This is a genomic window from Amycolatopsis pigmentata (assembly GCF_042684065.1).
GTDB lineage: Bacteria > Actinomycetota > Actinomycetes > Mycobacteriales > Pseudonocardiaceae > Amycolatopsis_E > Amycolatopsis_E pigmentata.
This window is the reverse complement of the sequence record NZ_JBHUKR010000011.1, coordinates 230,245-253,172: the sequence shown is the minus strand read 5'-3', so window position 1 is coordinate 253,172 and position 22,928 is coordinate 230,245. Positions and strand designations below refer to the sequence as shown.

Genomic DNA, 22,928 nt, shown 5'->3' with positions numbered 1-22,928 from the left:
GGGACGCGCGCCCGGCGACCCCGTGGCATATTCGCACCAATGAACCACGAAATGTTCCTTCTCCGGCATGGCCAGACCGAGTGGTCGATCAAAGGGCGTCACACCGGGCGCACCGACATACCGCTCACCACCGCCGGCGAAAGCCAGGCCCGCGCGGCGGGACTCACCCTCGGCAGTCTGCGCAAGGGCCCTGCCCTGGTGCTGAGCAGCCCACGGCAGCGCGCCGTGCGGACCGCCGAACTCGCCGGCCTGGTCGTGGACGAGACCACCGAAGACCTCGGTGAGTGGGACTACGGCGAATACGAGGGCGTGACGACACCCACGATCCGCGAAACAGTGCCCGATTGGACGCTCTGGACGCATCCGGTACCCGGCGGGGAAAGCCCCGAACAGGTCGCCGAGCGCGCCGACCGGCTGCTCGCCAGGGTTCGCACGGCACTCGCCGAGACGGAGGTCGTGCTGGTCGGTCACGGCCATTTCGGGCGGGTACTGCTGGCCCGCTGGGTCGGGCTTCCCGCCACCGCGGGGGTGCACTTCGCGCTCGACCCGGCCGGGATCTCGGTGCTCGGTGACGAGCGCGGCGAACCGCAGATCCAGCACCTCAACATACCGCCGTCCTGACCGCGGGTCAGGAGAGAAGAGGAAGGCCTGGAGTTGGCCGAGATCCGCCGAATCCGCGAGTCCGATGTGGACACCGTGGTGGAACTGGTACACGACCTCGCGGCCTACGAGAAGGCGCCCAAGGCGTGCCATCTCACCCCGGAGAAGCTGCGGACCGCGCTGTTCCGTCCCTCGCCCGCGCTGTTCGGCCACGTGGCCGAGGAGGACGGCGAGATCGTCGGATTCATGCTGTGGTTCCTCAATTTCTCGACCTGGCGGGGCGTGCACGGGATCTACCTGGAAGACCTCTACGTCCGCCCCGGCCTCCGCGGTTCCGGCCTCGGCAAGGCACTGCTCGCCACGCTCGCGCGCGAATGCGTCGAAAACGGTTACGCCCGCCTGGAATGGTGGGTCCTCGACTGGAACCCGGCCACCGGGTTCTACAAGTCACTCGGCGCGACGGCGATGGACGAGTGGACGGTCTACCGCCTCACCGACAGCGCGCTGAGCTCACTCGCCGCGCATGCGCCAGGCTGACACACTCCGCGTTGCCGATGTGATCAGGGCCGCTCGTCGCCGTCGTGACGGGCGGCGGCGCGGCCTTCGAGCCCACCGCGCTGGGCGGCGTCCTGCTCGCTCTCACCCTCCCGCTGTCCCAGGGCCCAGGCACGCGAGGGCTGGCGGAAAAGCAGCACCAGCAGCAGGATGCCGGCGAAAATGACCGGCACACCGGAGCCGGGACGACCGGACGGTACCGCCAGGTACCAGCCGGCTCCGGCGGTGATCAGGGCGATGACCACGACGGGTGAGCGCGCCCAGGTGTGCCCGAGCGCCAGTCCCGCGCCGCACGCCAGCACCGCCAGTGCGAACAGGCCGTAGAACACCGCTTCGGCGGCCACGTTGACGCCGGGTGCGCTCGGCGCGGTCACCACCACGACACCGAGCGCCAGCAGCGCGGCGCCGGCCAGCATGGCGATCAGCCCGGCGAGGCGGATCTCACGGGGTGCCGGAACGATCTTGTCCGCGAGCGACACGGGAAACACATCCATCCTTGTTGCGCACGGCTCACGCGATCAGGCGATCGTTTCCCGTGCCCGCCCGCGAAATCAGCGGTGGACCTGCGGTGACGACCGAGCGTGGCCCGCTACCGATGGTAAGCCACCCGGTCGGCCGTTTTCGAATCGCCGCCCGGAGAGTCAAGATCTGAGTGTCGTCGATGAGCGGGCGGTCGCCCGGGGTGCAACTCGTCACGACGAACGACCCAGCGTTTCCGGGCGCGGCCCGGGGATGGGAGGTTCACCGGCAAGCCGTCGCGGTCGAGGCGTCCCTCCCGGCGTGGGTCTGTCTGCGCGCTTTTGTCGTCCGCACAACGCCGCGGACACTCGCGTGTGACTTACGCTGCGAAGGTGCGCGCCATTCTCGTCGTGAATCCGCAGGCCACTTCGACCACCGCCGGCGGACGTGACGTGCTGGCGCACGCGCTGGCCAGCCAGGTGAAGCTGGAAGTCGTCGAAACCGACTACCGGGGTCACGCGCAGGCGGTGGCGCACGGCGCCGCCCGTGAGGGGATCGACCTGGTGGTCGCGCACGGCGGCGACGGGACCGTCAACGAGGTGGTCAACGGCCTGCTCGCGGACGGCCCCGGTGAGGTGCCCGCGCTGGGCGTGGTCCCGGGCGGCTCGGCGAACGTGTTCGCCCGCGCGCTGGGCATCGCGCACGACCCGGTGGAGGCCACCCACCAGCTGCTGCGCGCCATCGAGGGCGGGCGGAGCAGGCGGGTCGGGCTGGGCCGCGCCGACGACAAGTGGTTCACCTTCAACGCCGGGCTGGGCTGGGACGCCGACGTGGTCAGCACGGTCGCGGACCGGCGGGGCAAGCAGACCAACGCCCTGCTCTACGTGCGCGCGGCGATCACCTGCTACTTCCGCCCCCCGCACGGCAAGCTGCCCCTGACCGTGCGCATCCCGGGCACGCCGCCCTTCGAAGTCCGCACCGCCTTCATCTCCAACACCGGCCCGTGGAGCTACCTCGGCGAGCGGCCCGTGCATCTCAACGCCGGCACCTCCTTCGACACCGGTCTCGGCCTGTTCGCTCTTCGTGGCCTCGGCCTGCCGACGGTGCTCTCGCACACCCGCCAGGCCCTGCGGGCCGAGGTCAGGCGGCACCGGGGCAGGCACATGGCCGCCTACGACGACCTTCCAGAGCTCAGCGTCGAAGCCGAACGGCCGGTAAACTTCCAGGTCGACGGAGATCCGGTGGGTCGCCGAACCCGGGTGAGGTTCGTCAGCGTGCCGGGAGCGTTGACCGTGCTGGTTTGACGGACGCCGGGTGATATGACGCGGCAAAGTGTCCGATGCCGTTCGTCGACGCCAGGGCCCCGCTCACCGAACACCTCGGGCCCATCGGACCCCCGTTTCGACGGGAAACCGCAGGTCAGCGAGGTCGCCCGACTAGGTGAGGTGACTCACCGATCTCCGGAAAACCCTTGTCGAAAGCGGTGGTTCGTGAAAGCATTCACAAGCACCCCAAAAAACGACCGCCATGACGACTGTGGCGCAGGACTTTGCGCCCTTAGAAGGAGCTCAGAATAATGGACTGGCGCCACGACGCGGCCTGCCGAGACGAGGACCCGGAGCTGTTCTTCCCCGTGGGGAGCAGTGGTCCCGCTGTGTTGCAGGTCGCCGAGGCGAAAGCCGTATGCCACCGCTGCACCGTTGCTTCCGACTGCCTGGCCTGGGCTCTGGCCAGCGGTCAGGACGCCGGCGTCTGGGGCGGTATGAGCGAGGACGAGCGACGCGCCCTCAAGCGCCGCCGCGCTCACATCGGTATGCGCAGCAACGCCTGAACGAACAACCCGTCACAGGCTGACGCGCCCGGAATTCCGGGGTCCGCGACAGTGCCGCTTATCGCAAGACGTCGAAGGCCGGTACCCATCTTCTCCGGGTACCGGCCTTCTGGTGTGTCAACCGGAGTTTCCCACCGCACCCCGAACGTAATCGCCTTCTTATTTCGCCGGGCATCGAAGAAAGGCCCGCACACAACAGGTAAATCCGACGTAAGTTTCACGCGGGCGGCGAACTCCGATAACGCCATACCGGCGGGTTCGCCGGGACTCGGCGCCGAGCCGCATTCACCACGGCACGACCTGGCCGAAACGATCGAGATACTCCAGGCCAGGCTTGCCCACCCTGGACAGCAGAACGTCGACCACCAGCGGGATGGTCTCCTCGATGGTGAACGGCGCCTTCGAGCCACCCAGGTCCGTCCGGATCCAGCCAGGAGCCATGAGGACGAAGGCACGCTGGGTCTCGGACTGCCGGGCCGCGAAACCGCGCATGAACATGTTCAAGGCCGCCTTGCTGCCCCGGTAGACCTCGCGCGATCCGGTGGTGTTGTTCGTGATGCTGCCTTGCCCGGAGGACATCGCCCCGATGAGCCCGTCGGGAGACACCAGGTCTTCGAGCGCCTCGATGACGCGCATGGGGCTGAGCGCGTTGGTGACCATCACCTCGACGAAATCGGCCGTCGGAACCGCGCCGATCGGCGTCCCCTCGTTGTTCGAGGTCCCCGCGTTGACGAAGAGCAGATCGAGTTCCCGTTGGGCGAGACGCTCGTGCAGGGGAGCCAGCTGAGCAGGCTCGTTGATGTCGAGATGCTCGACGGAAACGCGCCCCGCGGAGCGATCCGCGAGTTCGTGCAAGGGCGTCCGGGCGGTCAGGTCCCGGACAGTGCCGATGACGTTCCATCCTCGATCGATGAATTCGGCCGCCATCGCGTGGCCGAGGCCACGCGACGCACCGACGATCAGAGCGGTCGGCGTGCGCCGGTCCGCAGGAGTTGATGACACTTCGCGTCGTCCCTTCGAGTTCGAACCCGTCGCGACCCGAGCCGGCGTCCGCCGGCGTTCCAGGTCGTCCTACCGATGCGGCTTCAAGTCTTTCCGCTGTCCTGCCGTCAAGGCACGTTTCGAGGGCGGATTCGTATGATTGCCCTCATGACAGGCACGTTCATGGGTGAATCCGTCGCTGTTCGGCCTGAAGACGTGCGAATCATTCGCGCGCTCCAGATCGCTCCCCGGGCCTCGTTCGCCTCGATCGCGGCCGCGCTCGGCATGACCGAAGGAGCCGTCAGCCGCCGGTACCGGCGGCTACAGGGAGAAGGCATCATCCGTGTCGCCGGCGTCGTCAACCCGGGAGCACTCGGCCAGAGCCGATGGCTGGTACGCCTGCGCTGCCGCCCCGGCAGCGTCGCGGCGATCGCCGACGCACTGGCGAAGCGCGACGACGCCAACTGGGTGGCCATCAGCGCGGCGGGCTCGGAAGTCACCTTCGCGGTCCAGGCGCGGTCTCGCGAGCAGCGCGACGACCTGCTCGGTCACCGGCTTCCGCGCACCGCGGCCGTTATCGACATCAACGCGTACGCGATGCTCCGTCAATTTCTCGGCGGCCGTGGTCACTATTGGGCCGCTTTACGCGGCGTACTGACTCCAGAACAGGAATCGATCCTCGGAAACGAGGGCCCCCCTTTCACCGAATCGCCGGTCGTCGCCCGCGATCCCGTACGCCTCACCCCCGAAGACGAAAGAATGCTGAAGGTTCTCGCCGCCGACGGCCGCGCGGGTCTGGTCGATCTCGCCGCGGTGGCGGACCTCACGCCCGGACGCGCGGCACGCCGCCTTCAAGCCCTGCTCCTGCGCCGCGTCGTCCACATCGATGTCGAAATCGCGGCGGCGGCTCTCGGCTACCACGCTCGGGCCAACCTCTGGATCCGGGTTCACCCGTCGGCGATCAAAAGCGTCGGACGCGCACTCGCCCAAGAACCGGAAATAGCCTTCGCCGCGGCGGTTTCCGGCTCCTACAATCTCCATGCCGTCGCACACTGCCGGGACCTCGACGAACTGTTCGAATTCACGTCGGACCGCATCGGTTCCTACTCCGGGCTGGAAGGCCTGGAGGTCTCTCCCGTGCTGCGGCACATCAAGCAGGCAGGCACGCTCCTGTCCGGTGACCGCCTCGTCAGAGGCGGCGACTGAGCGGAATGCGGAGCGCGGCCTCCGTGCCCCGGGTACCGCCGTCTCGCAGCGGGCGCAGGGAAAGCGACCCCCGCAGCTCCGATTCGATCAGGGTGCGCACGATCTGCAGGCCCAGCCCGTCCGCGCGCTCCAGCGAGAATCCGGGCGGCAGGCCCCGGCCGTTGTCGCGGATCAGCACGTCCAGCCAGCGCGCCGAGCGTGAGACCGAGATCTCCACCTTGCCCGCCCGGCCGGCCGGGAAGGCGTGTTCGACCGCGTTCTGCACGAGTTCGGCCATGACCATGACCAGCGGCGTGGCGATCTCGGCCACCACCACTCCGAACGATCCGGTGCGCGAGATCCCCACGCGCGACTCCGCCGTGGCCACCTCACCCACCATCGGAAGCACCTTGTCGAGCAGCTTGTCCAGGTCCACCCGTTCGTCCACGGAAACGGACAGCGCCTCGTGCACCATCGCGATCGAGGCGACCCGGCGCACCGACTCGGTGAGCGCCTGCCGGGCCTCCGGACTCGGCGTGCGCCGGGACTGCAGCCTGAGCAGCGCCGCGACCGTCTGGAGGTTGTTCTTCACCCGGTGGTGGATCTCCCGGATCGTCGCGTCCTTGGACAGCAGCGCCCGGTCCCGGCGCTTGACCTCGGTGACGTCGCGCACGAGCACCAGGGCGCCGGCCGCCTGCCCGTGCGGACGCAGGGGCAGGGCCCGGAACAGGACGACCGCGCCACGCCGCGACTCGGCCTCGGTCCTGCTGCCCGGCTTGCCGTCCAGCGCGTCGAGGATGCGGTGGGCGACCTCGGTGGCGTCGAAGGGGTCGCGGATCAGCGACCGGGTCAGCGGCGCCAGCCGGGTGCCGACCAGATCGGATTCATGGCCCATGCGGTGATACGCGGACAGTCCGTTGGGGCTGGCGAACACGACGTTGCCGCTCGCGTCGAGGCGGATCAGCCCGTCCCCCACGCGCGGACTGGTGTGCACGTCGGACTGCGAATCGGGGAACGGGAAGGTGCCGTCGACGATCATCTGGCACAGATCGCCCGCGCTGCCGAGATAGGCCACTTCCAGCGGGCTGGGCACGCGCGGCGCGGCCAAGTTGGTCTCACGGCTCAGTGCCGCGATGACCTGGCCTCCGAACAGCACCGGGACGGCCTCCCGGCGCATCGGCAGGTCCCGGTACCAGTGCGGATCCTCTTCGCGGCAGATCCGTCCCTCGCGCACCGCCTGGGCGAGTTGAGGGTGTTCGTCCGCGGTGAACCTCGTGCCCACCACGTCCTCGGGGTGCGCGGTCGGCGCGGTCGTCGGCCGGGCCTGTGCCACACACACGAAATCGCCGCCCTGCGCGTCGAGGTCGGCCGAGACCGGCACCCAGAGCAGGAAATCGGCGAAGGACAGGTCCGCGAGCAGCTGCCACTCGGCCACCACCGCCTGCAGGTGGTCGGCCGCCTCGCCGGACAAGCCGGTGTTTTCGGCCAGCAGATCGGAAAGCGTGGACACGCTCTACGTCACCTTCCTTGCCCCAGTCCGGGCGCCCTACACAGCATGTCACCCCTAGTCTCAACGCGCGACTGTCAAAGTGACCACCCCGCGCGCCGTCAATGTCCGTGTTCTGTGGGGCATGGCCCACACCCCGACTGTGGGGGCAAGCCCCCAGACCCCCTCATCGCGGCGGCAGGGCGCCCGTCCACCCAACGTGAGGTGCGTTGGGTGGAGCGCCCTGGCGACACGATCGCGGGGGCGCGCAAAGTCGCGGAAAAAACAGCATGTCACACTTAGGAGAGCCTGCAGATGAAGGAGCTGAGATGTCGAAGCGAGCCCGGAAGCGCCGCGACCGGAAGAAGAACGGCGCCAACCACGGCAAGAAGCCCAACGCCTGAGCGACCCTCAAGCGCGAAGAAGGCCCCGGCTCGCCGGGGCCTTCTTCGCGTGCTTTGCTCCGTTACTCGCTCCGGTCGATCGTGACCTCGGTGCGCTCGACGGTCACCCCGCCGTGCTTCTCCACCGTCATCCGGATCGACGCGCGCAGCTTGCGTTTCAGCTCGGCAGGGGCGTGTTCACCGCCGCACTTGCGGGCCAGCAGGTCCTTGAGGTGCTCGTCGATGCCGTATTCCTCGAGGCAGGGCGGGCATTCCTCGATGTGCCTGCGGAGTTCGGCGTCACGCTCGGGGCTGCACTCACGGTCCAGCAGCAGGAAAATTTCCGCCAGCGCTTCCTGGCAGTCCACCTTGTCCTTGGCGGGCTCGGCGTTCACCGTCCCACCTCCTGACGTTCACCCCGGATGAAACCCCGTTCGCGGGCGACGTCGGCGAGCAGGTTCCGCAACTGGGCGCGGCCGCGATGCAGCCGGGACATCACCGTACCGATGGGGGTGTCCATGATCTCGGCGATTTCCTTGTAGGCAAAGCCTTCGACGTCGGCCAGATACACCGCGAGCCGGAATTCCTCGGGCAGTTGCTGGAGCGCCGCCTTCACATCGGTGTCGGGCAGCCGGTCCATCGCCTCGACCTCGGCCGAGCGCAGTCCGCTGGAGGTGTGGCTCTCCGCCTGGGCGATCTGCCAGTCGGAGATCTCCTCGGTCGGCTGCTGCGTCGGCTGGCGCTGCCGCTTCCGGTACCCGTTGATGTAGGTGTTGGTGAGAATGCGGTACAGCCACGCCTTGAGGTTCGTGCCCTCCTTGAACGACGCGAACGCCCCGTAGGCCTTGAGGTAGGTCTCCTGCACCAGGTCTTCGGCGTCGGCCCGGTTGCGGGTCATCCGCATCGCGGCGGAGTAGAGCTGATCCAGCAGCGGCATCGCATCCCGCTCGAAGCGCTCTGCGCGCTGTTCCGGCAGTTCTGCGGTGGAACCGGACTCGGATAACGCGGAATTCTGCGTGCTCGGCAAACTGTTCCCTTCCCCGGCGCGGCCGGCGGCATCCCCTGGGGAATGCGCGTATGTCGAGTACGAGGATACGCGGCCACGCAGGCCCGGGCTGAGGTTCGCGGGGCGGGTGACGCTTCGCACACGAGTCACGGGTTGTGGGGGTTGCACCAGCTTGATAGCCACGTCTCGCACAACAACCGCCCGCCGACCGGCATTCCCGGTCCCGTTAGCCTGCTCGCATGGCGGGAAAGGGAACTCCGGCGACCGCGTTGCTGGTCAAGCGGAAGATCACGCACCGGTTGCATTCCTATGAGCACGATCCCCAGCACGAGTCGTACGGACTGGAGGCCGCCGAGGCCCTGGGGGTGGCGGCGGAACGGGTGTTCAAGACGCTGGTCGCCGAAGTCGACGGCGTGCTCACCGTGGGTGTCGTCCCGGTCACCCACCAGCTCGATCTCAAGGCGCTCGCGGCGGCTCGCGGCGGCAAGCGGGCCCGGATGGCCGACGGCGCGGCGGCCCAGCGGGCGACCGGGTACGTCCTCGGCGGGATTTCGCCGCTCGGGCAGCGCGGCCGGCTTCCGCTCGTCATCGACGATTCCGTGAAGCGGTTCGAAACCGTCTACTGCTCGGCCGGGCGCCGGGGCCTGGAACTCGAACTGGCACCCGACGACCTGATCTCCCTCACCGACGCCACCGTCGCCCCGATCGCGACCTAGGCCCACGCGGTAGCACGCGACTTCGGTTCGCGGTCAGGACGCTAGGGACTCAGCGGTCGAAGGACACGCGACAACCACTCGGTGACCGACCGGGACAGCGCGTCCAGGTCCGAGTCGAGAGCGTGCGTGCCGGGGATGACGACGAGTTCGTGATGCGGGCCCGCCTTCGGGCGGCCGAACGGGTCACGCTCCCCTTGGACGACCAGCACGGGCACCTCGACCGCGTCGAGTTCGGCCTGACGGGACTTCTCCGGCTTCCCCGGCGGATGTTCCGGGAAGGCCAGGCACAGCACGGCCACGGCCTGTCCCGCCGAAGCCGTCCGGCAGGCGACCCTCGCACCGGACGAGCGGCCCCCGAACACGAGCGGCAACTCGTCGAAGCGCCCGGCGAGGTCGTCGGCGACCGCGAGCCAAGCCGCGTCGAGTTGCTTGGCCGGTGCCGGTGCCCGGCGGCCCGCGACCCGGTAAGGCTGCTCGACCAGCGCGACGTTCACTCCGGCGGCCCGCGCCGCGCGGGTGACCGCGACCAGGTCCTTCGCCTCGATCCCGCCGCCCGCGCCGTGTCCGAGGAGCAGCACGGCGATGCCTTCCTCGGCGCAGTGCAGTTCGGCACGGGCGGGGCCGTGCGGCGTGTCGATCGTCAGCGTGGTCATAGTGAGTCGAACAAGGGCTGGTCGAGTTCGGGTGCGGCGGGCTCGGCCTGGCGGATCAGGTCGGCACCGTTGTTGCGGACGTTGTTGACCCGGTCCGAAACCGGGCGCAGTTCGAGCGCGTCGACCAGGTCAGCGGGCGGTGACAGCAGGTCCGCGACGTCGCCACGATCGGGGTCCAGCCACGCCCCCCAGTCCCGCCGCGGCACGAGCAGCGGCATGCGGTCGTGGATGTCGGTCAGGCGGCCGGTCGCGGCGGTGGTGACGATCGAAAACGTGATCAGCGGGCTCGCGTCGGGATCGTTCTTGTCGCGCCAGCTTTCCCAGATCCCGGCGAAGGCGAGCGACGAGGAGTCGGGGCCGGTCATGAAGAACGGTTCCTTGACCTTGCCGGCGCGCCGCCATTCGTACCAGCCGTCGGCGGGGACGAGGCAGCGGCGTTTCGCGAGCGCCGTCCGGAAGGAGGGCTTCTCGCGCGCCGTCTCCGCCCGGGTGTTGATCATCCGGTTGCCCACCGACGGGTCCTTGGCCCAGAACGGCACCAGCCCCCACCGCATGAGCCGCAGTGTCCGCACCGCCGGCTCCTCGGCAAGGGTGTTGCCCTCGGCGTCCCGCGGATGCCGCTGCACCACCGTGACCACGTTCTTGGTCGGCGCCACGTTGTAGTCGGCGTCGCGCGCCTTGCCTTCGGTCTCGTCCGCCGCGCCGAATTCCTCGACCAGTTTGGCCGGGCTCTTCGACGCCGAATAGCGGCCGCACATCTCGCCCCACACTCCCTTACACGTCCGATCCCCACACCATCGTGACATCATTCGAAGCGGACGAGGCGGAAAAGGGGACGGGAATTTGGCCGCACGGGACTGGCGCAGGCTGGACGAAAGCGACGTCCGCGTGCGCCCGGGCCGGGGATCGCGGCCCCGGAGCAAGCGCCGGCCCGAACATGCCGACGCCACCCCGGCGATGGTCGTCGCCGTCGACCGCGGCCGCTGGACCTGCGCCGTCGAAGACGACCCCGGACAACTCGTGACCGCGATGCGGGCCCGCGAACTGGGGCGCACGCCCGTGGTGGTCGGCGACCAGGTCGGACTCGTCGGCGATGTCAGTGGCAAACCGGACACCCTGGCCAGAATCGTCCGGGTGGCCGAGCGCACCAGCGTGCTCCGCCGCACGGCCGACGACACCGATCCCTACGAACGGGTCGTGGTGGCCAACGCCGAGCAACTGCTCATCGTCACCGCCCTGGCCGACCCGCCGCCGCGTACCGGCTTCATCGACCGCTGTCTCGTCGCCTGCTACGCGGGCGGTCTGCGTCCGGTGCTCTGCCTCACGAAGGCCGACCTCGCCGACCCCGGCGAGCTTCTGGCGCGCTACGCCGACCTGGACGTACCTGCCCTGGTCACCCGGTATGACGAGGACAGCGCCGAACTCCTCGACACGGTGCGCAACGGCGTCAGCGCACTCGTGGGTCACTCCGGCGTCGGCAAGTCGACCCTGGTCAATCGCCTGGTGCCAGACGCGGGCCTGGCCACCGGCGTGGTCAGCGCGGTCGGCAAGGGCAGGCACACCTCCGTCGCCGCCGTCGCACTCCCGCTGCCCGAAGGCGGCTGGGTGATCGACACTCCGGGCGTGCGGTCGTTCGGCCTTGCCCACATCACCGCGGACGACATCGTCGCCGCGTTCGAGGAATTCGCCGAGGCCGCGGAGGAATGCCCGAGCGGCTGTGGCCATCTCGGCCCGCCCGAGGATCCGGACTGCGCGCTCGACGATGTCGAGGACTCCAGGAGGCTGGCGTCGCTCAGGCGACTCCTGGCCTCGCGCGCTGGTCTGGCAGCATGAGGCCTCCATGGGGGGCTTCACACTGGAGGGTTCATGAGGAAGACGGCACTTGTGGCCGCGGGCATGGCGCTGTTGATCACGGTCGGCGGATGCGGCGCGAAGACCGGGAACGCGCTCGGTCCCACGCCTGCCGGGCAGGACGGTTCCACCTCGCTTTTCGGTGACGTGCAGCAGTTGGTGCGCGCGGCTTCGGCGAAGGCCGGGCAGGTGAAGACCGCCAAGTTCACCTACACCCAAACGCTGGGCTCGCAACAGACCACCGGCGAGGGAGAGGGGCGCTTCGACGGCCCGAACACCGCGATGCGGATGACGCTGAACGTCGAAGGCGAGAAGGTCGAAGCGCGGATTGTCGGCAAGCAGATGTACTTCCAGCTTCCCGCCAGTGCCCGGGCGGCCTCCAGCGGCAAGCCTTGGACGAAGATTTCACTGGACGCCGGGGCGGGCAAAGGGTTTGGCCAGATGATGGACCAGGCCGAGCAGAACGATCCGGCCCACTTCCTCGATCAGATCCAGCAGGCCGGCACCATCACCAAGAGCGAGCAAACGGTGCTGGACGGTCAACGGGTGAGCCACTACTGGGTGGACCTGGACGTGGCCAAGGCGCTGGACAAGGTGGTCGGCGACGCCATGCCCAAGGACCAGATCCAGAAGATCGCGGGTCAGGTCAAAACCATCCCCCTGCAGATGTGGCTCAACGCCGACCAGTTGCCGGTGCAGGTCACCGAGGACCTCGGCGCGGTGATGAAGGCATCCGGCACGCCGGGAGCCGACCAGGGCATGGGATTCACGATGAAGTACACCGACTGGGGCGCCCCCGTCGACGTCCAGGCCCCGCCGGCCGACCAGGTCGGCGAGATGAAACTTCCCGGCTGACCGTTGCCTTCCCGGGGCACCCACGGGTGCCCCGGGAAGAACCTGTTCAGTCCATGTGCGGGTAGCGGATGCCCGTCGGGGCGTCGAAGGTCTCCTTGACCGACCGCGGGCTGGCCCAGCGGAGCAGGTTGAACATCGAACCCGCCTTGTCGTTGGTGCCTGAGGAACGCGAACCGCCGAACGGCTGCTGGCCCACGATCGACCCCGTGGGCTTGTCGTTGACGTAGAAGTTCCCGGCGGCGAACCGCAGTTCCCGGTGGGCCTGCCGCACCGCCGCGCGGTCGTCGGCGAAGACCGCGCCGGTCAGCGCGTACGGCGAAGTCTCGTCGACCAGCCGGAGAATCCGCTCGTAGTCGGCGTCCGGATAGACGTGCACGGCCAGGATCGGGCCGAAATACTCGGTCGCGAAGACCTCGTGCCCCGGATTTTCCGAAACCAGCACGGTCGGCTCGACAAAGTACCCGACCGAGTCGTCACAGTGGCCGCCCACCAGCGTGTCCAACTCGGCGTCACCATCCACACTGGACAACAGAGCCCGGTGTTTCGCGAACGCGCGGGCGTCGATCACCGCGCCCCCGAACAACGAAAAGTCGGTGATGTCACCGAACTTCACCGTGCGCGTGAGATCCGCCAGTTCCTCCCGGAGCCCGCCGTCCCACAACGAGCGGGGAAGGTAGGCACGGGAGGCCGCCGAACATTTCTGCCCCTGATATTCGAACGCGCCCCGCACCAGCGCGGCCGCCAGCTTGTCGCGACGCGCGGAGGGATGCGCGACGACGAAGTCCTTTCCGCCCGTCTCGCCGACGATGCGCGGATAAGCGCGGTAGCCGTCGAGATTCTCCGCGATGCGCCGCCACAGCAGTTTGAAGGTCGCGGTGGAACCGGTGAAATGCAGACCGGCGAAGCCGGGGTCGGCGAGCGCGACCTCGCTCACCGCCTGACCATCGCCGGTCACCAGATTGATCACGCCCGGGGGCAGCCCGGCCTCGGCGAAGATCTGCATGGTGTAGTGCGCCGCGAGCTGCTGGGTCGGTGTCGGCTTCCACACCACCGTGTTCCCCATCAACGCCGGAGAACTGGGGAGGTTCCCGGCGATGGCGGTGAAGTTGAACGGGGTGATCGCCACGACGAAACCGTCCAGCGGGCGGTACTCCAGGCGATTCCACGTGCCGGGTACCGAATTCGGTTGTTCGGCCAGGATCCGGCGGGCGTAGTGCACGTTGAACCGGAGGAAGTCGATCAGCTCGCAGGCCGCGTCGATCTCGGCCTGCTGCACCGATTTCGACTGGCCCAGCATGGTGGCCGCGTTGAGGGTGTCCCGGTAGGGCCCCGCGATGAGGTCCGCCGCTCGCAGGAAGATGGCGGCCCGCTCGTCGAAGGGCATCTCCCGCCAGCCCGGCGCCGCCCGTTTCGCCGCCGCCACCGCGTCGGCGACGTCCTGGGGCGTCGCCTGCGCGCACACCCCGAGCACGTGCCCGTGATCGTGCGGCTGGACGACGTCGAACGTCTCGCCGGCGGCCAAACGCCGCTTGCCGTCGATGGTCTGCGGCAACTCGTGCTTTTCGGCTTCCAATTCGGCGATGCGCCGCCGCAGTGACTCGCGCTCCGGCGAACCGGGGGCGTAGGCCCGGACCGGTTCGTTCACCGGCGTGGGCACGTTCGTGACCGCGTCCATGGTCGTCTACCTCCTGGGCTTGTGGCCTACCGTCGCACCGCGCTCTTCGCGCCACCCCAGGCGGGCGGTTTCCGCCTCACCCCGGCGTGGCGACTCCGTGGTGCGCACTGTTCAACCTACTGCGCCGTTCTTTACTAATCCGACCACAGTCACGGCTATCCGGCTTGCGTAGCGACAGTTCCGTGCTGCTCGGGGTCCGCCTACTTTTGGTCGGATTAGTAAAGGAGTTCCAGGAGGAACGGCAGTTCCTGCGCCGCGTACCAGGCGAGGTCGTGGTCTTCGGCCTCGCCGAGCGCGAACTCGGCATCGAGGTCGCCCAGGTCCGCTGCGTCGATCACGGCCGCGGCCGCGCGAACCGCCTCCTCGGCGTCCTCGGTGTCCACGTGCACCGCCGCCACGTCGTCCAGCACCACAGGCCCGCCGAGCCGGACCACCGCCGCGTCGAGATCCGGCCGCGCGGTGGCGTGGTCGACGTCGACCGAAACCACGACGCGCCGGGGCCTCTCCTTCTCGTCATCGGCCAGCAGCCTCAACGAGGCGCGGGCCGCGTCCAGCAGCGCCGCGTATTCGAGCTCCTCGGTCGACCCGCTCACGTAGGACTCACGCAAAGCGGGCGTGAGCGCGAACCCGGTGGCGCTGACGGGCTGGAACTTCCCCTCGCTCACCAGCTTCCGCAGCATCCCGATCGTCGCCGGAAGATAGACCCTCACCTGTGCGCACCCTTCGATTCCGTGTCCTGGCGGCAGGTTCTCTCACCACGGGGCACTCTGCAATTCCGACAGGGACTCCTCGATCATCGAAGCCAGCTGCCCGACGTCGGACACCGCCTTGCGATCCCCGTTGAGTCCGAAATAGACACCTCCGTGGTAGGAGGTCACTCCGATGGCCAACGTCTGGTTGCGGGCGAGCGGGATCACCGGATACATCTCGGTCATCTTCGCCCGCCCGGCGTAGAGCGGCATCTGCGGCCCCGGCGAGTTGGTGATCACCAGGTTGAAGATGCGCCCCGAGAACGACCGCGCGGTCCGGGCGGCCAGCGAGTGCATCGTCGCCGGCGCGAAACCGCCGACCTTCAGCATGGCACGCGCGGCCACCGAAGGGCGAGAGTCGGTGTAGGCGCGCATCGCGTGGCTGATGTGCTGCAGTCTCAGCACCGGATTCGGCTCTCCCACCGGCAGATCCACCAGGTGTGGCTCGAGCTGGTTGTTCACCAGCCCGGCGCTGGAGAACTCCACGCCCGGTTCGAGCACCGCCATCGGGACCAGCGCGCGCAGGGTCGTCGCCGGGACGACGTTCTCACCCCGCGAAACCAGCCATTCCCGCAGGGCGCCGGTGATCGCGGCGAGCACGATGTCGTTGACCGTGCCGCCGTGCCGGTCACGCACCCTGCGGTAGTCCTCCAGGCGAGTGCGCACCACGGCGAAGACACGGCCACCGGAGACGTGGGTGTTGAGCGGTCCGGCCGGCGCGGGACGGACCAGCGCCCGCACCGCCGTCGCCAGCCCGCCGACCGCGTCGGTGAACTTGTCCACCGTCGCGGCCGCGTCGCTGGCCGCCGCGCGCACGTTCTCCACCAGTTCGCCGGGCCGTTGAACGGTTTCGCTGACCGCGTCGAGCAGGAGCTGCGCCGCCGACGGGGGACGCCGTGGCACCCAGTTGTCCTCCGTGGGCTCACACGGCTGAGGAACGGAGTCCAGGATGAGCTGGCCGAGCTCCACCGTGCCCACGCCGTCGACGACCGCCTGGTGGGTCTTGGTGATCAGCGCGACGCGATCGTGCTCGAGCCCCTCGACGAAATAGACCTCCCACAGCGGGCGTTCATGGTCCATCGGCCGCGCCATCAGCCTCGCCACGAGTTCGAAGAGCTGCACCTCGGTGCCGGGAGTGGGCAGAGCCGAGCGCCGCACGTGGTAGTTCAGATCGAAGTCGACATCGTCCGCCCACACCGGCCTCGCCAGGTGCCCCGGCACGGTGAGCACCCGCTCGTGGTACCGCGGCAGGTACCCGAGCCGCTGCCGGATCAGGCACAGGACCTGCTCGTAGTCGAATCCTTCGCGGGGACGCTCGAAGATCGCCACGCCGCCCACATGCATCGGTGTCGCGGCGTCTTCCAGATAGAGAAACGACGCGTCCAGCGCGGAAAGACGGTCTGGCATAGAGCGATCCTGGCACATGCTGCTGTACTGGTGCCGTGCACGAAGCGAACACGGCGGTCTCACCCAAGGACCGATTCCTGACCGTCTACGGCCGCAAGCCCGTCCTGGAGGCGCTCGACGACCCGGAACTGCGGGTCGACAAGGTCATTCTCGCGGACACAGCCCGAGGACAGGCCGCGGAGGACATCCGGCGGGCGGCCAGGTCGGCGGGCGTCCCGGTGCACCGGGCCAGCGCCCATCGGGTGAAGGTGCTGGCCGGTAACGGCAAGCAGGACCAGGGGGTCCTGGCCGACGTGGTGGCCCCGCGCATGCGCCCGCTCGGTGCCGCGCTGAGGACGACGCCCCTGCCGGGTCGCGTGCTGGTGCTCGACGGCATCACCACGCCCGCGAACGTGGGCATGATCCTGCGGACCGCGACGGCGGCGGGTCTCGGCGGGATCGTGGTGCCGCGACGAGGGGTGGCGGCGCTGGACCCGCTCGTGGTGAAGGCTTCGGCCGGGGTCGCCTTTCGCGCGCCGGTCCTCCGGTGCGGCACGGCTGCCGAGGCCGCGGACCTGCTCACCGAAGCCGGGTACCAACTGTTCGGGTTGAGCGCTTCGCGTGGTGAGCCCCTGTTCGACGCGGCCGTTCCGGAGCTGGCGGCCTTCGTGCTGGGTGGTGAAACCGGCGGACTCTCGGCCGAGGTCGCCGAGCAGATGACCGGCTGGGTGTCCATTCCGATGCCGGGCGCGGTCGAGTCGCTCAACGTCGCCGCCGCCGCCGCGGTGCTCTGTTTCGACCTGGTGCGCCGCGGACTTCCGCCGGAAAGGGCACGGGGCAAGGGACGTCCGTCCCGGTGACAAAGCTGTCCATAATGGACACTCGACGGCGGGCCGGGAACAATCTCGCCGTTTCACCATTTCGTGGGCCGTTTGTCCGAATTCGCTCGCTGGATCGCTCTATCTGACGCACGACGAGCGAACCCACGGGGGAACGACCAATGCCGGACAGCGCCCTTGATCGGCTGCACCAGTACGAGCCCCGCCAGGGAAGGCCGGGCGGCGCGGGCCCCCTCACCCTGGACCTTCCGCCCCAGCCGGGTAAACCGGCGAGCGAGCAGGGCGGGCCGCCGCTGGAGCTGCGGCAGGTCCGCTCCGTGCTCAACCTCATCCTGGAGATACGTGCCGGATACCGGCCGCCGGCACGGCTCCGCGTGCTCGTCCACCCGCGCCTCTACCGCCTGCTGTGCGATGAGCCGCAGGCGACGAATATGCGCTTCACGCTGAAGACAGTGCATGCCTGTCGTGTGGCGCCGCAGGCCGTCGAAGCCTGCGGCACCGCACACCGCCAGGGGCGCGCCTACGCCGTCGTCGCGCGCTTCGAGCGAGCTCCGCAGGGTTGGCGGTGTGTCTTCTTCGACCTCATCCGCCCGGGGACGGGGTAGGTCGTGCCTTACCGGCCGCCCTTCTTGCGCTTCTTCGCCTCGGCTCGCTCCGCGGCACGGCGCTCACGACGGGTGTTGCTCCCGCCTTGGCCCTGCCCCGCGGCCGCCGCGCCCGAACCGGAGCGGCGCGACTGGACACCGCCCTGCTCGGCCGGACCGGAGTAGGTCAGGGCCTGGGGTGTCTCGCCGCGAAGGCCCGAGCCGCGCAGGGCGTTCGGGACCGGCTGTTCCCGCCGGGTCTCGGCCGGCGGAGCACTCGCCGCGACAGGCTGCTGGGGCGGCGTCGGCGCGGCGTGCCGTCCCGCGGAGAGAACCGCGGTGGCGGGTTCCGGGGCGGGCTGGGGCTCGGGTTGTTGCGGCTGCTCGAACTGCGCGTGGAAGAGCATCGCGACCGCCTCTTCCCTCAGCGAGTCGAGCATCGCGTTGAACATGTCGAAGCCCTCGCGCTGGTACTCGATGAGCGGGTCGCGCTGGGCCATCGCGCGCAGCCCGATGCCCTCCTTGAGGTAGTCCATCTCGTAGAGGTGCTCGCGCCACTTGCGGTCGAGGACGAACAGCAGCACCTGCCGTTCGACCTGCCGCATCGCCTCTTCGCCACCGATGGCTTCGACTTCCGCCTCACGCCGCCGGTAGGCCTCCAGCGCGTCCTCGACCAGAATCTCGGTCAGCGACTCGGCGCTGAGGTCCTCCTCGTCGTCGACCAGCGAGTCCCAGGTGACTCCGACCGGGTACAGCTGCTTCAGCGCGATCCACAGCTTTTCGTGGTCCCAGTCCTCGACGTAGCCTTCCGACGTGGCGCCCCGCACGTAGGCGGTGACCACGTCGACGAGCATGTTCTCCATCTGCTCACGCAGGTCCTCGCCCTCGAGCACGCGGCGGCGCTCGGTGTAGATCACCTTGCGCTGCTCGTTCATGACCTCGTCGTACTTGAGGACGTTCTTGCGCTGCTCCATGTTCTGCTGCTCGACCTGCGTCTGAGCGCTCTTGATCGCCCGCGACACCATCTTGTGCTCGATCGGCATCTCGTCGGGAAGGCGCATGGTGGTCATCACGCGCTCGACCATCACGGCGTTGAACCGCCGCATGAGCTCGTCACCGAGCGAAAGGTAGAACCGCGACTCGCCCGGGTCGCCCTGGCGGCCGGAACGACCACGGAGCTGGTTGTCGATGCGGCGGGACTCGTGGCGCTCGGTGCCGAGCACGTACAACCCGCCCGCATCGCGGACCTCCTCGGCCTCGGCCTTGGCTTCGGCCTTGACCTCTTCGAGCACGTGCGGCCACGCGGTCTCGTACTGCTCGGAGTGCTCGACCGGGTCGAGACCACGCTCGCGCAGCCGCTCGTCGGCGATGATGTCGGGGTTGCCGCCGAGCACGATGTCGGTACCGCGGCCCGCCATGTTGGTGGCCACGGTGACCGCGCCCTTACGCCCCGCGCGGGCGACGATCAGCGCCTCCCGATCGTGGTACTTGGCGTTGAGCACCTCATGCGGAACACGCAGCTTGAGCAGCAGTTTCGACAGGTACTCCGACTTCTCGACGCTGGTGGTACCCACCAGTACCGGCTGGCCCTTCTCGTGCCGTTCGGCGATGTCCTCGGCCACCGCCTCGAACTTGGCCTCTTCGGTCTTGTAGATCAGGTCGGGCTGGTCGGCGCGGACCATGGGCCGGTTGGTCGGGATCGGCACCACACCGAGCTTGTAGGTCTGGTGGAACTCGGCCGCCTCGGTCTCGGCCGTACCGGTCATGCCCGCGAGCTTGTCGTAGAGCCGGAAGTAGTTCTGCAGCGTGATCGTGGCCAGCGTCTGGTTCTCGGCCTTGATCTCGACGCTTTCCTTGGCCTCGATCGCCTGGTGCATGCCCTCGTTGTAGCGGCGGCCATGCAGGATGCGGCCGGTGAACTCGTCCACGATGAGCACTTCACCGTTGCGGACGATGTAGTCCTTGTCGCGCTTGAACAGTTCCTTGGCTTTGAGCGCGTTGTTGAGATAGCCGACCAGAGGCGTGTTCGCCGCCTCGTAGAGGTTGTCGATGCCGAGCTGGTCCTCGACGAATCCGACACCCTTCTCGGTGACACCCACGGTGCGCTTGCGGATGTCCACCTCGTAGTGCACGTCGGGTTTCATCAGCGGGGCCATCCGGGCGAACTCGACGTACCAGCGCGCGGACTGCTCGGCGGGGCCCGAGATGATCAGCGGGGTCCTGGCCTCGTCGATGAGGATCGAGTCGACCTCGTCGACGATGGCGAAGTTGTGCCCGCGCTGCACGCAGTCTTCGAGCGTCCAGGCCATGTTGTCGCGCAGGTAGTCGAAGCCGAACTCGTTGTTCGTGCCGTAGGTGATGTCGGCGTGGTAGGCCTCGCGGCGCGCCTCCGGTGGCAGTTCCGAGAGGATCACCCCGACCGTGAGACCGAGGAACCGGTGCACCCGGCCCATCCACTCGGCGTCGCGACGGGCCAGGTAGTCGTTCGTGGTGACGATGTGCACGCCGTTGCCGGAAATACCGTTGAGGTAGGCCGCCAGCACCGAGGTCAGGGTCTTGCCCTCACCGGTCTTCATCTCGGCGACCTGACCGAGGTGCAGCGCGGCGCCGCCCATCAGCTGTACGTCGAAGGGACGCTGGCCGAGCACCCGGAGGGCGGCCTCCCTGGCCACCGCGAACGCTTCGGGCAGCAGTTCGTCCAGCGATTCGCCCTCGCCGTCGGCGTAGCGCTCGCGGAATTCATCGGTTTTCGAGCGCAGTTCGGCGTCGGAAAGGTCCTTGACGTCGTCTTCGAGGGTGTTGATGTGATCGGCGATCGTGCGCAGCCGCTTGAGCATCTTGCCCTCGCCCGCGCGCAGCAGGCGATTGAGAACCATCCGGTCGACCTCACTAGCTCCTCAGAGTTGTCCGATCCCATCGTAGGGAAGAACCACGGACTCCCGCACGCACCATCACCTCCGGGGAAAGCCGGACGGCCCGTACGCGGGCGCGCACGGGCCGTCCGGACAGGGAAAACCCCTATCCGAGCGTGATGACGCCGTAGTCGAAACCCTTCCTCCGGTAGACGACGCTGGGCCGTCCGGATTCGGCGTCGTTGAAGAGGTAGAAGTCGTGGCCGACCAGCTCCATCTGGTAGAGAGCCTGGTCGACGCTGATGGGTTCGGCCGAATGGTTCTTCTCGCGCACGATGCGCCCGGGGGTGTGGTCGCTCGTGTCTTCGTCCCAGCGCTGTCGCGGGAGATCGATTTCGGCACCATGGACGACGTTGCCGGGCTGCTCTTCTTCGGGCGCCTCCAGCACCGCCGTGCTCGTGAAGGCCGGGCCGCGATCGCCGGTGATCGCGCCGGCGGCCATCGCCACCGAGGTGGCTTCGGCCACGGATTCCGGGCACCGGCGCCCGTAGTGCACGCGCCGCCGGTCGTGGAGCTTCCGCAGCCGGTTTTCCAGCTTGCTCACCGCGGCGTCGAGTGCCGCGTAGAAGTCGGCCGCGCAGGCCTCCGCGCGGACGGCCGGTCCCCTGCCCTTCCCTGTGATCTCGACCCGCTGGCAGTTCTTGGACTGGCGGCGGTTGGGTTCGTGGAAGAGCTCCACGTCGTAACGGAAGACCTTCTTGTCGTAACGTTCCAGTCGCGCGAGCTTGCCGCTCACGTGCTGCCGGTAATGGTCCGGCACCTCCACGTTGCGACCCTTAACGACGATGTCCATACACGACCTCCCTCACTCTGCTGAGTTCGAGCTCTCCGGAAATGACGCCGGATGCCGGCGTCATGTCATCGGCTGTTCACCTCCCTGCCGCGGGAATCGCTATAGCGGTGCACGTTAGCGGGGTAACGCGCGTCACAAAACCCCCCGAGCCGGGGGATGTTACGGAACGGCATACGGTGACCGTGTGCGCTCGGTTCCGCGCGGTCGGCGCAACCCGCTAGGCCGTTCGGAGGAGGAGAATCAGCAGTTTTCACCTTGACAACCGCTTGCGTTCCAGCGTTGCGGGCGTTCCGTGACGCTGGGGTGATAAGCCAGGCCGAGGTGGTTCCCACGCCTGTGGAGTCTCGCGCCATTGGCATTGGCGACCGGGCCTGCCTCATGTCCGGACAACGGGCTTGTTCGCCGTCACGTTCCCAGATCTTCACCTTTCCGTGTAAACACCCGGTACGGTCCCCTCCGCGAGTTCGCGCCCCCGGCGAGTGCCGGCCCGAAACGCGGTGATCACGGCACCGGCGAGGATGAGCCCACAACCGCACAGCTGCGGCAGAGTCGGACGCTCGCCCAGCACCAGGGCGCCGAGGATCATCGCGCCGACCGGAGTGAGCAGGAGCAGCACCGCCGCCACGTCGCCCCGCAGCCTCGGCGCGTTGACGGCCACCAGCAGCCAGCCGAACACCTGCCCGCACACCGCCGCCACGGCGAGCCAGCCGATCGCCGCCCAGCCAGGGGCGAGCGTGACGCCTCCCCACAGGAGGCCGGCCGGAAGCGACACGACGGCCGCGGTGACCGTGACCTCGGCGTAGGTCTGCCGGACCCGTCCGTCATGCCCGCTGCGGCGCAACAGGAACAAGAACCCGGAGTAGCACAGGGCGGCGAGCACCGCGTGGACGACGCCGAGGCCCGGAGCCGTGCCGGGTCCACCATGGTCGCTCACGCCCGCGGTGAGCACCACCCCGGTGACCACCGCGGGCAACGCGGCCAGATAGCGGCGGGTCACCGGCTCGCGGTCGACCAGCCACCCCAGCGCCGGGACCAGGATCACCTGCACGTTGACCAGCACGGTGGACAGCCCGGCGCCGATCTCGGGGATCGCCTGGGTCCACAGCACCATGTCCCCGGCGAAGAGGACCCCGGCGGCGACCGCGGTCCACCGCCGGCGCGAGGTGGGCGCACCGGTGCCTTTTCGTTCCACGAACGCGAGGGGAAGCAGCGCGGGCAGCGCGAGCAGGCAGCGATAAAACGACGCCGTTCCCGGCGAGCCACCCGACAGTTCGATGAGCACGGCCGACGCCGACACGCACAGCGCCCCTATCGCCAGGCCCGCCACCGGATGTCGTGCCACGGCGCCTCCCAGTCCCGGTTTCTAACGACCTATTCTTGTTATGACCGTTAGAACCCAGGGCTAAACCGGAACAGACAGATGAGGGAG

General features: G+C 68.6%; 24 protein-coding genes. 11 read left to right on the top strand and 13 right to left on the bottom strand.

The genetic code is table 11. From position 1 onward, the window contains the following. The first annotated feature begins 39 nt into the window (after nt 1–39). Together ACFSXZ_RS23305 and ACFSXZ_RS23300 are read left to right on the top strand one after the other, a co-directional pair. On the top strand, nt 40–621 hold the full coding sequence (locus ACFSXZ_RS23305) for an acid phosphatase (RefSeq protein ID WP_378267267.1): 582 nt from the start codon (nt 40–42) through the stop codon (nt 619–621). A gap of 33 nt (nt 622–654) precedes the next feature. Then, nucleotides 655–1,137, top strand: coding sequence for a GNAT family N-acetyltransferase (locus ACFSXZ_RS23300; RefSeq protein WP_378267266.1), 483 nt, complete (start codon nt 655–657; stop codon nt 1,135–1,137). A 23-nt stretch (nt 1,138–1,160) separates the two neighbouring features. Here ACFSXZ_RS23300 and ACFSXZ_RS23295 read toward each other — a convergent pair whose 3' ends face one another. Continuing rightward, the gene (locus ACFSXZ_RS23295) at nt 1,161–1,649 is read right to left on the bottom strand and encodes a hypothetical protein (RefSeq protein WP_378267265.1); all 489 of its coding nucleotides are present in this window, start codon (nt 1,647–1,649) and stop codon (nt 1,161–1,163) included. A 357-nt stretch (nt 1,650–2,006) separates the two neighbouring features. Between ACFSXZ_RS23295 and ACFSXZ_RS23290 the strand changes: the two genes are divergently transcribed. Next, nucleotides 2,007–2,918 carry a diacylglycerol/lipid kinase family protein gene (locus ACFSXZ_RS23290; RefSeq protein ID WP_378267263.1) on the top strand — a complete coding sequence of 304 codons (912 nt, stop codon included), beginning with the start codon at nt 2,007–2,009 and terminating at the stop codon, nt 2,916–2,918. A 272-nt stretch (nt 2,919–3,190) separates the two neighbouring features. Continuing rightward, on the top strand, nt 3,191–3,445 hold the full coding sequence (locus ACFSXZ_RS23285; RefSeq protein WP_378267262.1) for a WhiB family transcriptional regulator: 255 nt from the start codon (nt 3,191–3,193) through the stop codon (nt 3,443–3,445). 285 nt (nt 3,446–3,730) lie between these two features. Here ACFSXZ_RS23285 and ACFSXZ_RS23280 read toward each other — a convergent pair whose 3' ends face one another. After that, nucleotides 3,731–4,447 (bottom strand): SDR family NAD(P)-dependent oxidoreductase, encoded by a 717-nt coding sequence (locus tag ACFSXZ_RS23280; RefSeq protein WP_378267261.1) that lies wholly within the window; start codon nt 4,445–4,447, stop codon nt 3,731–3,733. Between the two features lie 147 nt (nt 4,448–4,594). Here ACFSXZ_RS23280 and ACFSXZ_RS23275 point away from each other — a divergent pair, with 147 nt between their 5' ends. Further along, nucleotides 4,595–5,632 (top strand): Lrp/AsnC family transcriptional regulator, encoded by a 1,038-nt coding sequence (locus tag ACFSXZ_RS23275; protein WP_378267260.1) that lies wholly within the window; start codon nt 4,595–4,597, stop codon nt 5,630–5,632. On the opposite strand, the gene ACFSXZ_RS23270 is transcribed toward ACFSXZ_RS23275, so the two are convergent. Further along, the gene (locus tag ACFSXZ_RS23270; RefSeq protein ID WP_378267259.1) at nt 5,616–7,121 is read right to left on the bottom strand and encodes a sensor histidine kinase; all 1,506 of its coding nucleotides are present in this window, start codon (nt 7,119–7,121) and stop codon (nt 5,616–5,618) included. The two genes, ACFSXZ_RS23275 and ACFSXZ_RS23270, sit on opposite strands and share 17 nt — an antisense overlap. Nucleotides 7,122–7,426: 305 nt before the next feature. Between ACFSXZ_RS23270 and ACFSXZ_RS23265 the strand changes: the two genes are divergently transcribed. After that, on the top strand, nt 7,427–7,501 hold the full coding sequence (locus tag ACFSXZ_RS23265) for a 50S ribosomal protein bL37 (protein WP_098515123.1): 75 nt from the start codon (nt 7,427–7,429) through the stop codon (nt 7,499–7,501). 62 nt (nt 7,502–7,563) lie between these two features. On the opposite strand, the gene rsrA is transcribed toward ACFSXZ_RS23265, so the two are convergent. Then, a complete protein-coding gene (rsrA, locus tag ACFSXZ_RS23260) occupies nt 7,564–7,875 on the bottom strand; it encodes a mycothiol system anti-sigma-R factor (protein ID WP_378267258.1) in 312 nt (103 codons plus the stop codon). Beyond that, on the bottom strand, nt 7,872–8,507 hold the full coding sequence (locus tag ACFSXZ_RS23255; RefSeq protein ID WP_378267257.1) for a sigma-70 family RNA polymerase sigma factor: 636 nt from the start codon (nt 8,505–8,507) through the stop codon (nt 7,872–7,874). Before ACFSXZ_RS23255 ends, rsrA begins: the two co-directional genes overlap by 4 nt. Before the next feature lie 218 nt (nt 8,508–8,725). On the opposite strand from ACFSXZ_RS23255, the gene ybaK reads away from it, so the two are divergent. Next, nucleotides 8,726–9,202, top strand: a complete 477-nt coding sequence (ybaK, locus tag ACFSXZ_RS23250) for a Cys-tRNA(Pro) deacylase (RefSeq protein ID WP_378267256.1) — start codon at nt 8,726–8,728, stop codon at nt 9,200–9,202. Nucleotides 9,203–9,243: 41 nt separating this feature from the next. Here the strand turns inward: ybaK and ACFSXZ_RS23245 are convergent, their stop codons facing one another. Together ACFSXZ_RS23245 and ACFSXZ_RS23240 are read right to left on the bottom strand one after the other, a co-directional pair. Then, nucleotides 9,244–9,855, bottom strand: coding sequence for an alpha/beta hydrolase family protein (locus tag ACFSXZ_RS23245; RefSeq protein WP_378267255.1), 612 nt, complete (start codon nt 9,853–9,855; stop codon nt 9,244–9,246). Beyond that, on the bottom strand, nt 9,852–10,613 hold the full coding sequence (locus ACFSXZ_RS23240; RefSeq protein WP_378267254.1) for an SOS response-associated peptidase: 762 nt from the start codon (nt 10,611–10,613) through the stop codon (nt 9,852–9,854). Before ACFSXZ_RS23240 ends, ACFSXZ_RS23245 begins: the two co-directional genes overlap by 4 nt. 85 nt (nt 10,614–10,698) lie before the next feature. Here ACFSXZ_RS23240 and rsgA point away from each other — a divergent pair, with 85 nt between their 5' ends. Together rsgA and ACFSXZ_RS23230 are read left to right on the top strand one after the other, a co-directional pair. Further along, nucleotides 10,699–11,688 carry a ribosome small subunit-dependent GTPase A gene (gene rsgA, locus ACFSXZ_RS23235; protein ID WP_378267253.1) on the top strand — a complete coding sequence of 330 codons (990 nt, stop codon included), beginning with the start codon at nt 10,699–10,701 and terminating at the stop codon, nt 11,686–11,688. 33 nt (nt 11,689–11,721) lie between these two features. Then, complete coding sequence (locus ACFSXZ_RS23230) at nt 11,722–12,561, top strand: hypothetical protein (RefSeq protein ID WP_378267252.1); 840 nt, start codon at nt 11,722–11,724, stop codon at nt 12,559–12,561. Between the two features lie 46 nt (nt 12,562–12,607). On the opposite strand, the gene pruA is transcribed toward ACFSXZ_RS23230, so the two are convergent. The 3 genes from pruA to ACFSXZ_RS23215 form a co-directional block, all read right to left on the bottom strand. After that, nucleotides 12,608–14,236 (bottom strand): L-glutamate gamma-semialdehyde dehydrogenase, encoded by a 1,629-nt coding sequence (gene pruA, locus ACFSXZ_RS23225; RefSeq protein WP_378267251.1) that lies wholly within the window; start codon nt 14,234–14,236, stop codon nt 12,608–12,610. A gap of 215 nt (nt 14,237–14,451) precedes the next feature. After that, complete coding sequence (locus ACFSXZ_RS23220) at nt 14,452–14,946, bottom strand: DUF6912 family protein (protein ID WP_378267250.1); 495 nt, start codon at nt 14,944–14,946, stop codon at nt 14,452–14,454. A 42-nt stretch (nt 14,947–14,988) separates the two neighbouring features. Next, nucleotides 14,989–16,392: a WS/DGAT/MGAT family O-acyltransferase gene (locus ACFSXZ_RS23215; RefSeq protein WP_378267249.1), complete on the bottom strand. Its 1,404-nt coding sequence runs from the start codon at nt 16,390–16,392 to the stop codon at nt 14,989–14,991. A gap of 35 nt (nt 16,393–16,427) precedes the next feature. Between ACFSXZ_RS23215 and ACFSXZ_RS23210 the strand changes: the two genes are divergently transcribed. Together ACFSXZ_RS23210 and ACFSXZ_RS23205 are read left to right on the top strand one after the other, a co-directional pair. Next, on the top strand, nt 16,428–17,231 hold the full coding sequence (locus tag ACFSXZ_RS23210) for a TrmH family RNA methyltransferase (RefSeq protein ID WP_378267248.1): 804 nt from the start codon (nt 16,428–16,430) through the stop codon (nt 17,229–17,231). A 140-nt stretch (nt 17,232–17,371) separates the two neighbouring features. Beyond that, on the top strand, nt 17,372–17,815 hold the full coding sequence (locus ACFSXZ_RS23205) for an Rv3235 family protein (RefSeq protein ID WP_378267247.1): 444 nt from the start codon (nt 17,372–17,374) through the stop codon (nt 17,813–17,815). An 8-nt stretch (nt 17,816–17,823) separates the two neighbouring features. Here the strand turns inward: ACFSXZ_RS23205 and secA are convergent, their stop codons facing one another. The 3 genes from secA to ACFSXZ_RS23190 form a co-directional block, all read right to left on the bottom strand. Beyond that, nucleotides 17,824–20,670, bottom strand: a complete 2,847-nt coding sequence (secA, locus tag ACFSXZ_RS23200) for a preprotein translocase subunit SecA (protein WP_378267246.1) — start codon at nt 20,668–20,670, stop codon at nt 17,824–17,826. Between the two features lie 142 nt (nt 20,671–20,812). After that, on the bottom strand, nt 20,813–21,499 hold the full coding sequence (gene hpf / locus ACFSXZ_RS23195) for a ribosome hibernation-promoting factor, HPF/YfiA family (protein WP_378267245.1): 687 nt from the start codon (nt 21,497–21,499) through the stop codon (nt 20,813–20,815). Nucleotides 21,500–21,920: 421 nt separating this feature from the next. Continuing rightward, nucleotides 21,921–22,841, bottom strand: a complete 921-nt coding sequence (locus tag ACFSXZ_RS23190) for a DMT family transporter (protein ID WP_378267244.1) — start codon at nt 22,839–22,841, stop codon at nt 21,921–21,923. Nucleotides 22,842–22,928: the final 87 nt, after the last annotated feature.

Excerpts from the sequence above, each read along its gene's own strand:
- ACFSXZ_RS23295 (WP_378267265.1), bottom strand. The coding sequence starts at position 1,649 with ATGGATGTGTTTCCCGTGTCGCTCGCGGACAAGATCGTTCCGGCACCC.
- ACFSXZ_RS23305 (WP_378267267.1), top strand. The coding sequence starts at position 40 with ATGAACCACGAAATGTTCCTTCTCCGGCATGGCCAGACCGAGTGGTCG.
- ybaK (WP_378267256.1), top strand. The coding sequence starts at position 8,726 with ATGGCGGGAAAGGGAACTCCGGCGACCGCGTTGCTGGTCAAGCGGAAG.
- ACFSXZ_RS23285 (WP_378267262.1), top strand. The coding sequence starts at position 3,191 with ATGGACTGGCGCCACGACGCGGCCTGCCGAGACGAGGACCCGGAGCTG.
- secA (WP_378267246.1), bottom strand. The coding sequence starts at position 20,670 with ATGGTTCTCAATCGCCTGCTGCGCGCGGGCGAGGGCAAGATGCTCAAG.
- ACFSXZ_RS23205 (WP_378267247.1), top strand. The coding sequence starts at position 17,372 with ATGCCGGACAGCGCCCTTGATCGGCTGCACCAGTACGAGCCCCGCCAG.
- ACFSXZ_RS23215 (WP_378267249.1), bottom strand. The coding sequence starts at position 16,392 with ATGCCAGACCGTCTTTCCGCGCTGGACGCGTCGTTTCTCTATCTGGAA.
- ACFSXZ_RS23245 (WP_378267255.1), bottom strand. The coding sequence starts at position 9,855 with ATGACCACGCTGACGATCGACACGCCGCACGGCCCCGCCCGTGCCGAA.
- hpf (WP_378267245.1), bottom strand. The coding sequence starts at position 21,499 with ATGGACATCGTCGTTAAGGGTCGCAACGTGGAGGTGCCGGACCATTAC.
- ACFSXZ_RS23230 (WP_378267252.1), top strand. The coding sequence starts at position 11,722 with ATGAGGAAGACGGCACTTGTGGCCGCGGGCATGGCGCTGTTGATCACG.
- pruA (WP_378267251.1), bottom strand. The coding sequence starts at position 14,236 with ATGGACGCGGTCACGAACGTGCCCACGCCGGTGAACGAACCGGTCCGG.
- ACFSXZ_RS23275 (WP_378267260.1), top strand. The coding sequence starts at position 4,595 with ATGACAGGCACGTTCATGGGTGAATCCGTCGCTGTTCGGCCTGAAGAC.
- ACFSXZ_RS23240 (WP_378267254.1), bottom strand. The coding sequence starts at position 10,613 with ATGTGCGGCCGCTATTCGGCGTCGAAGAGCCCGGCCAAACTGGTCGAG.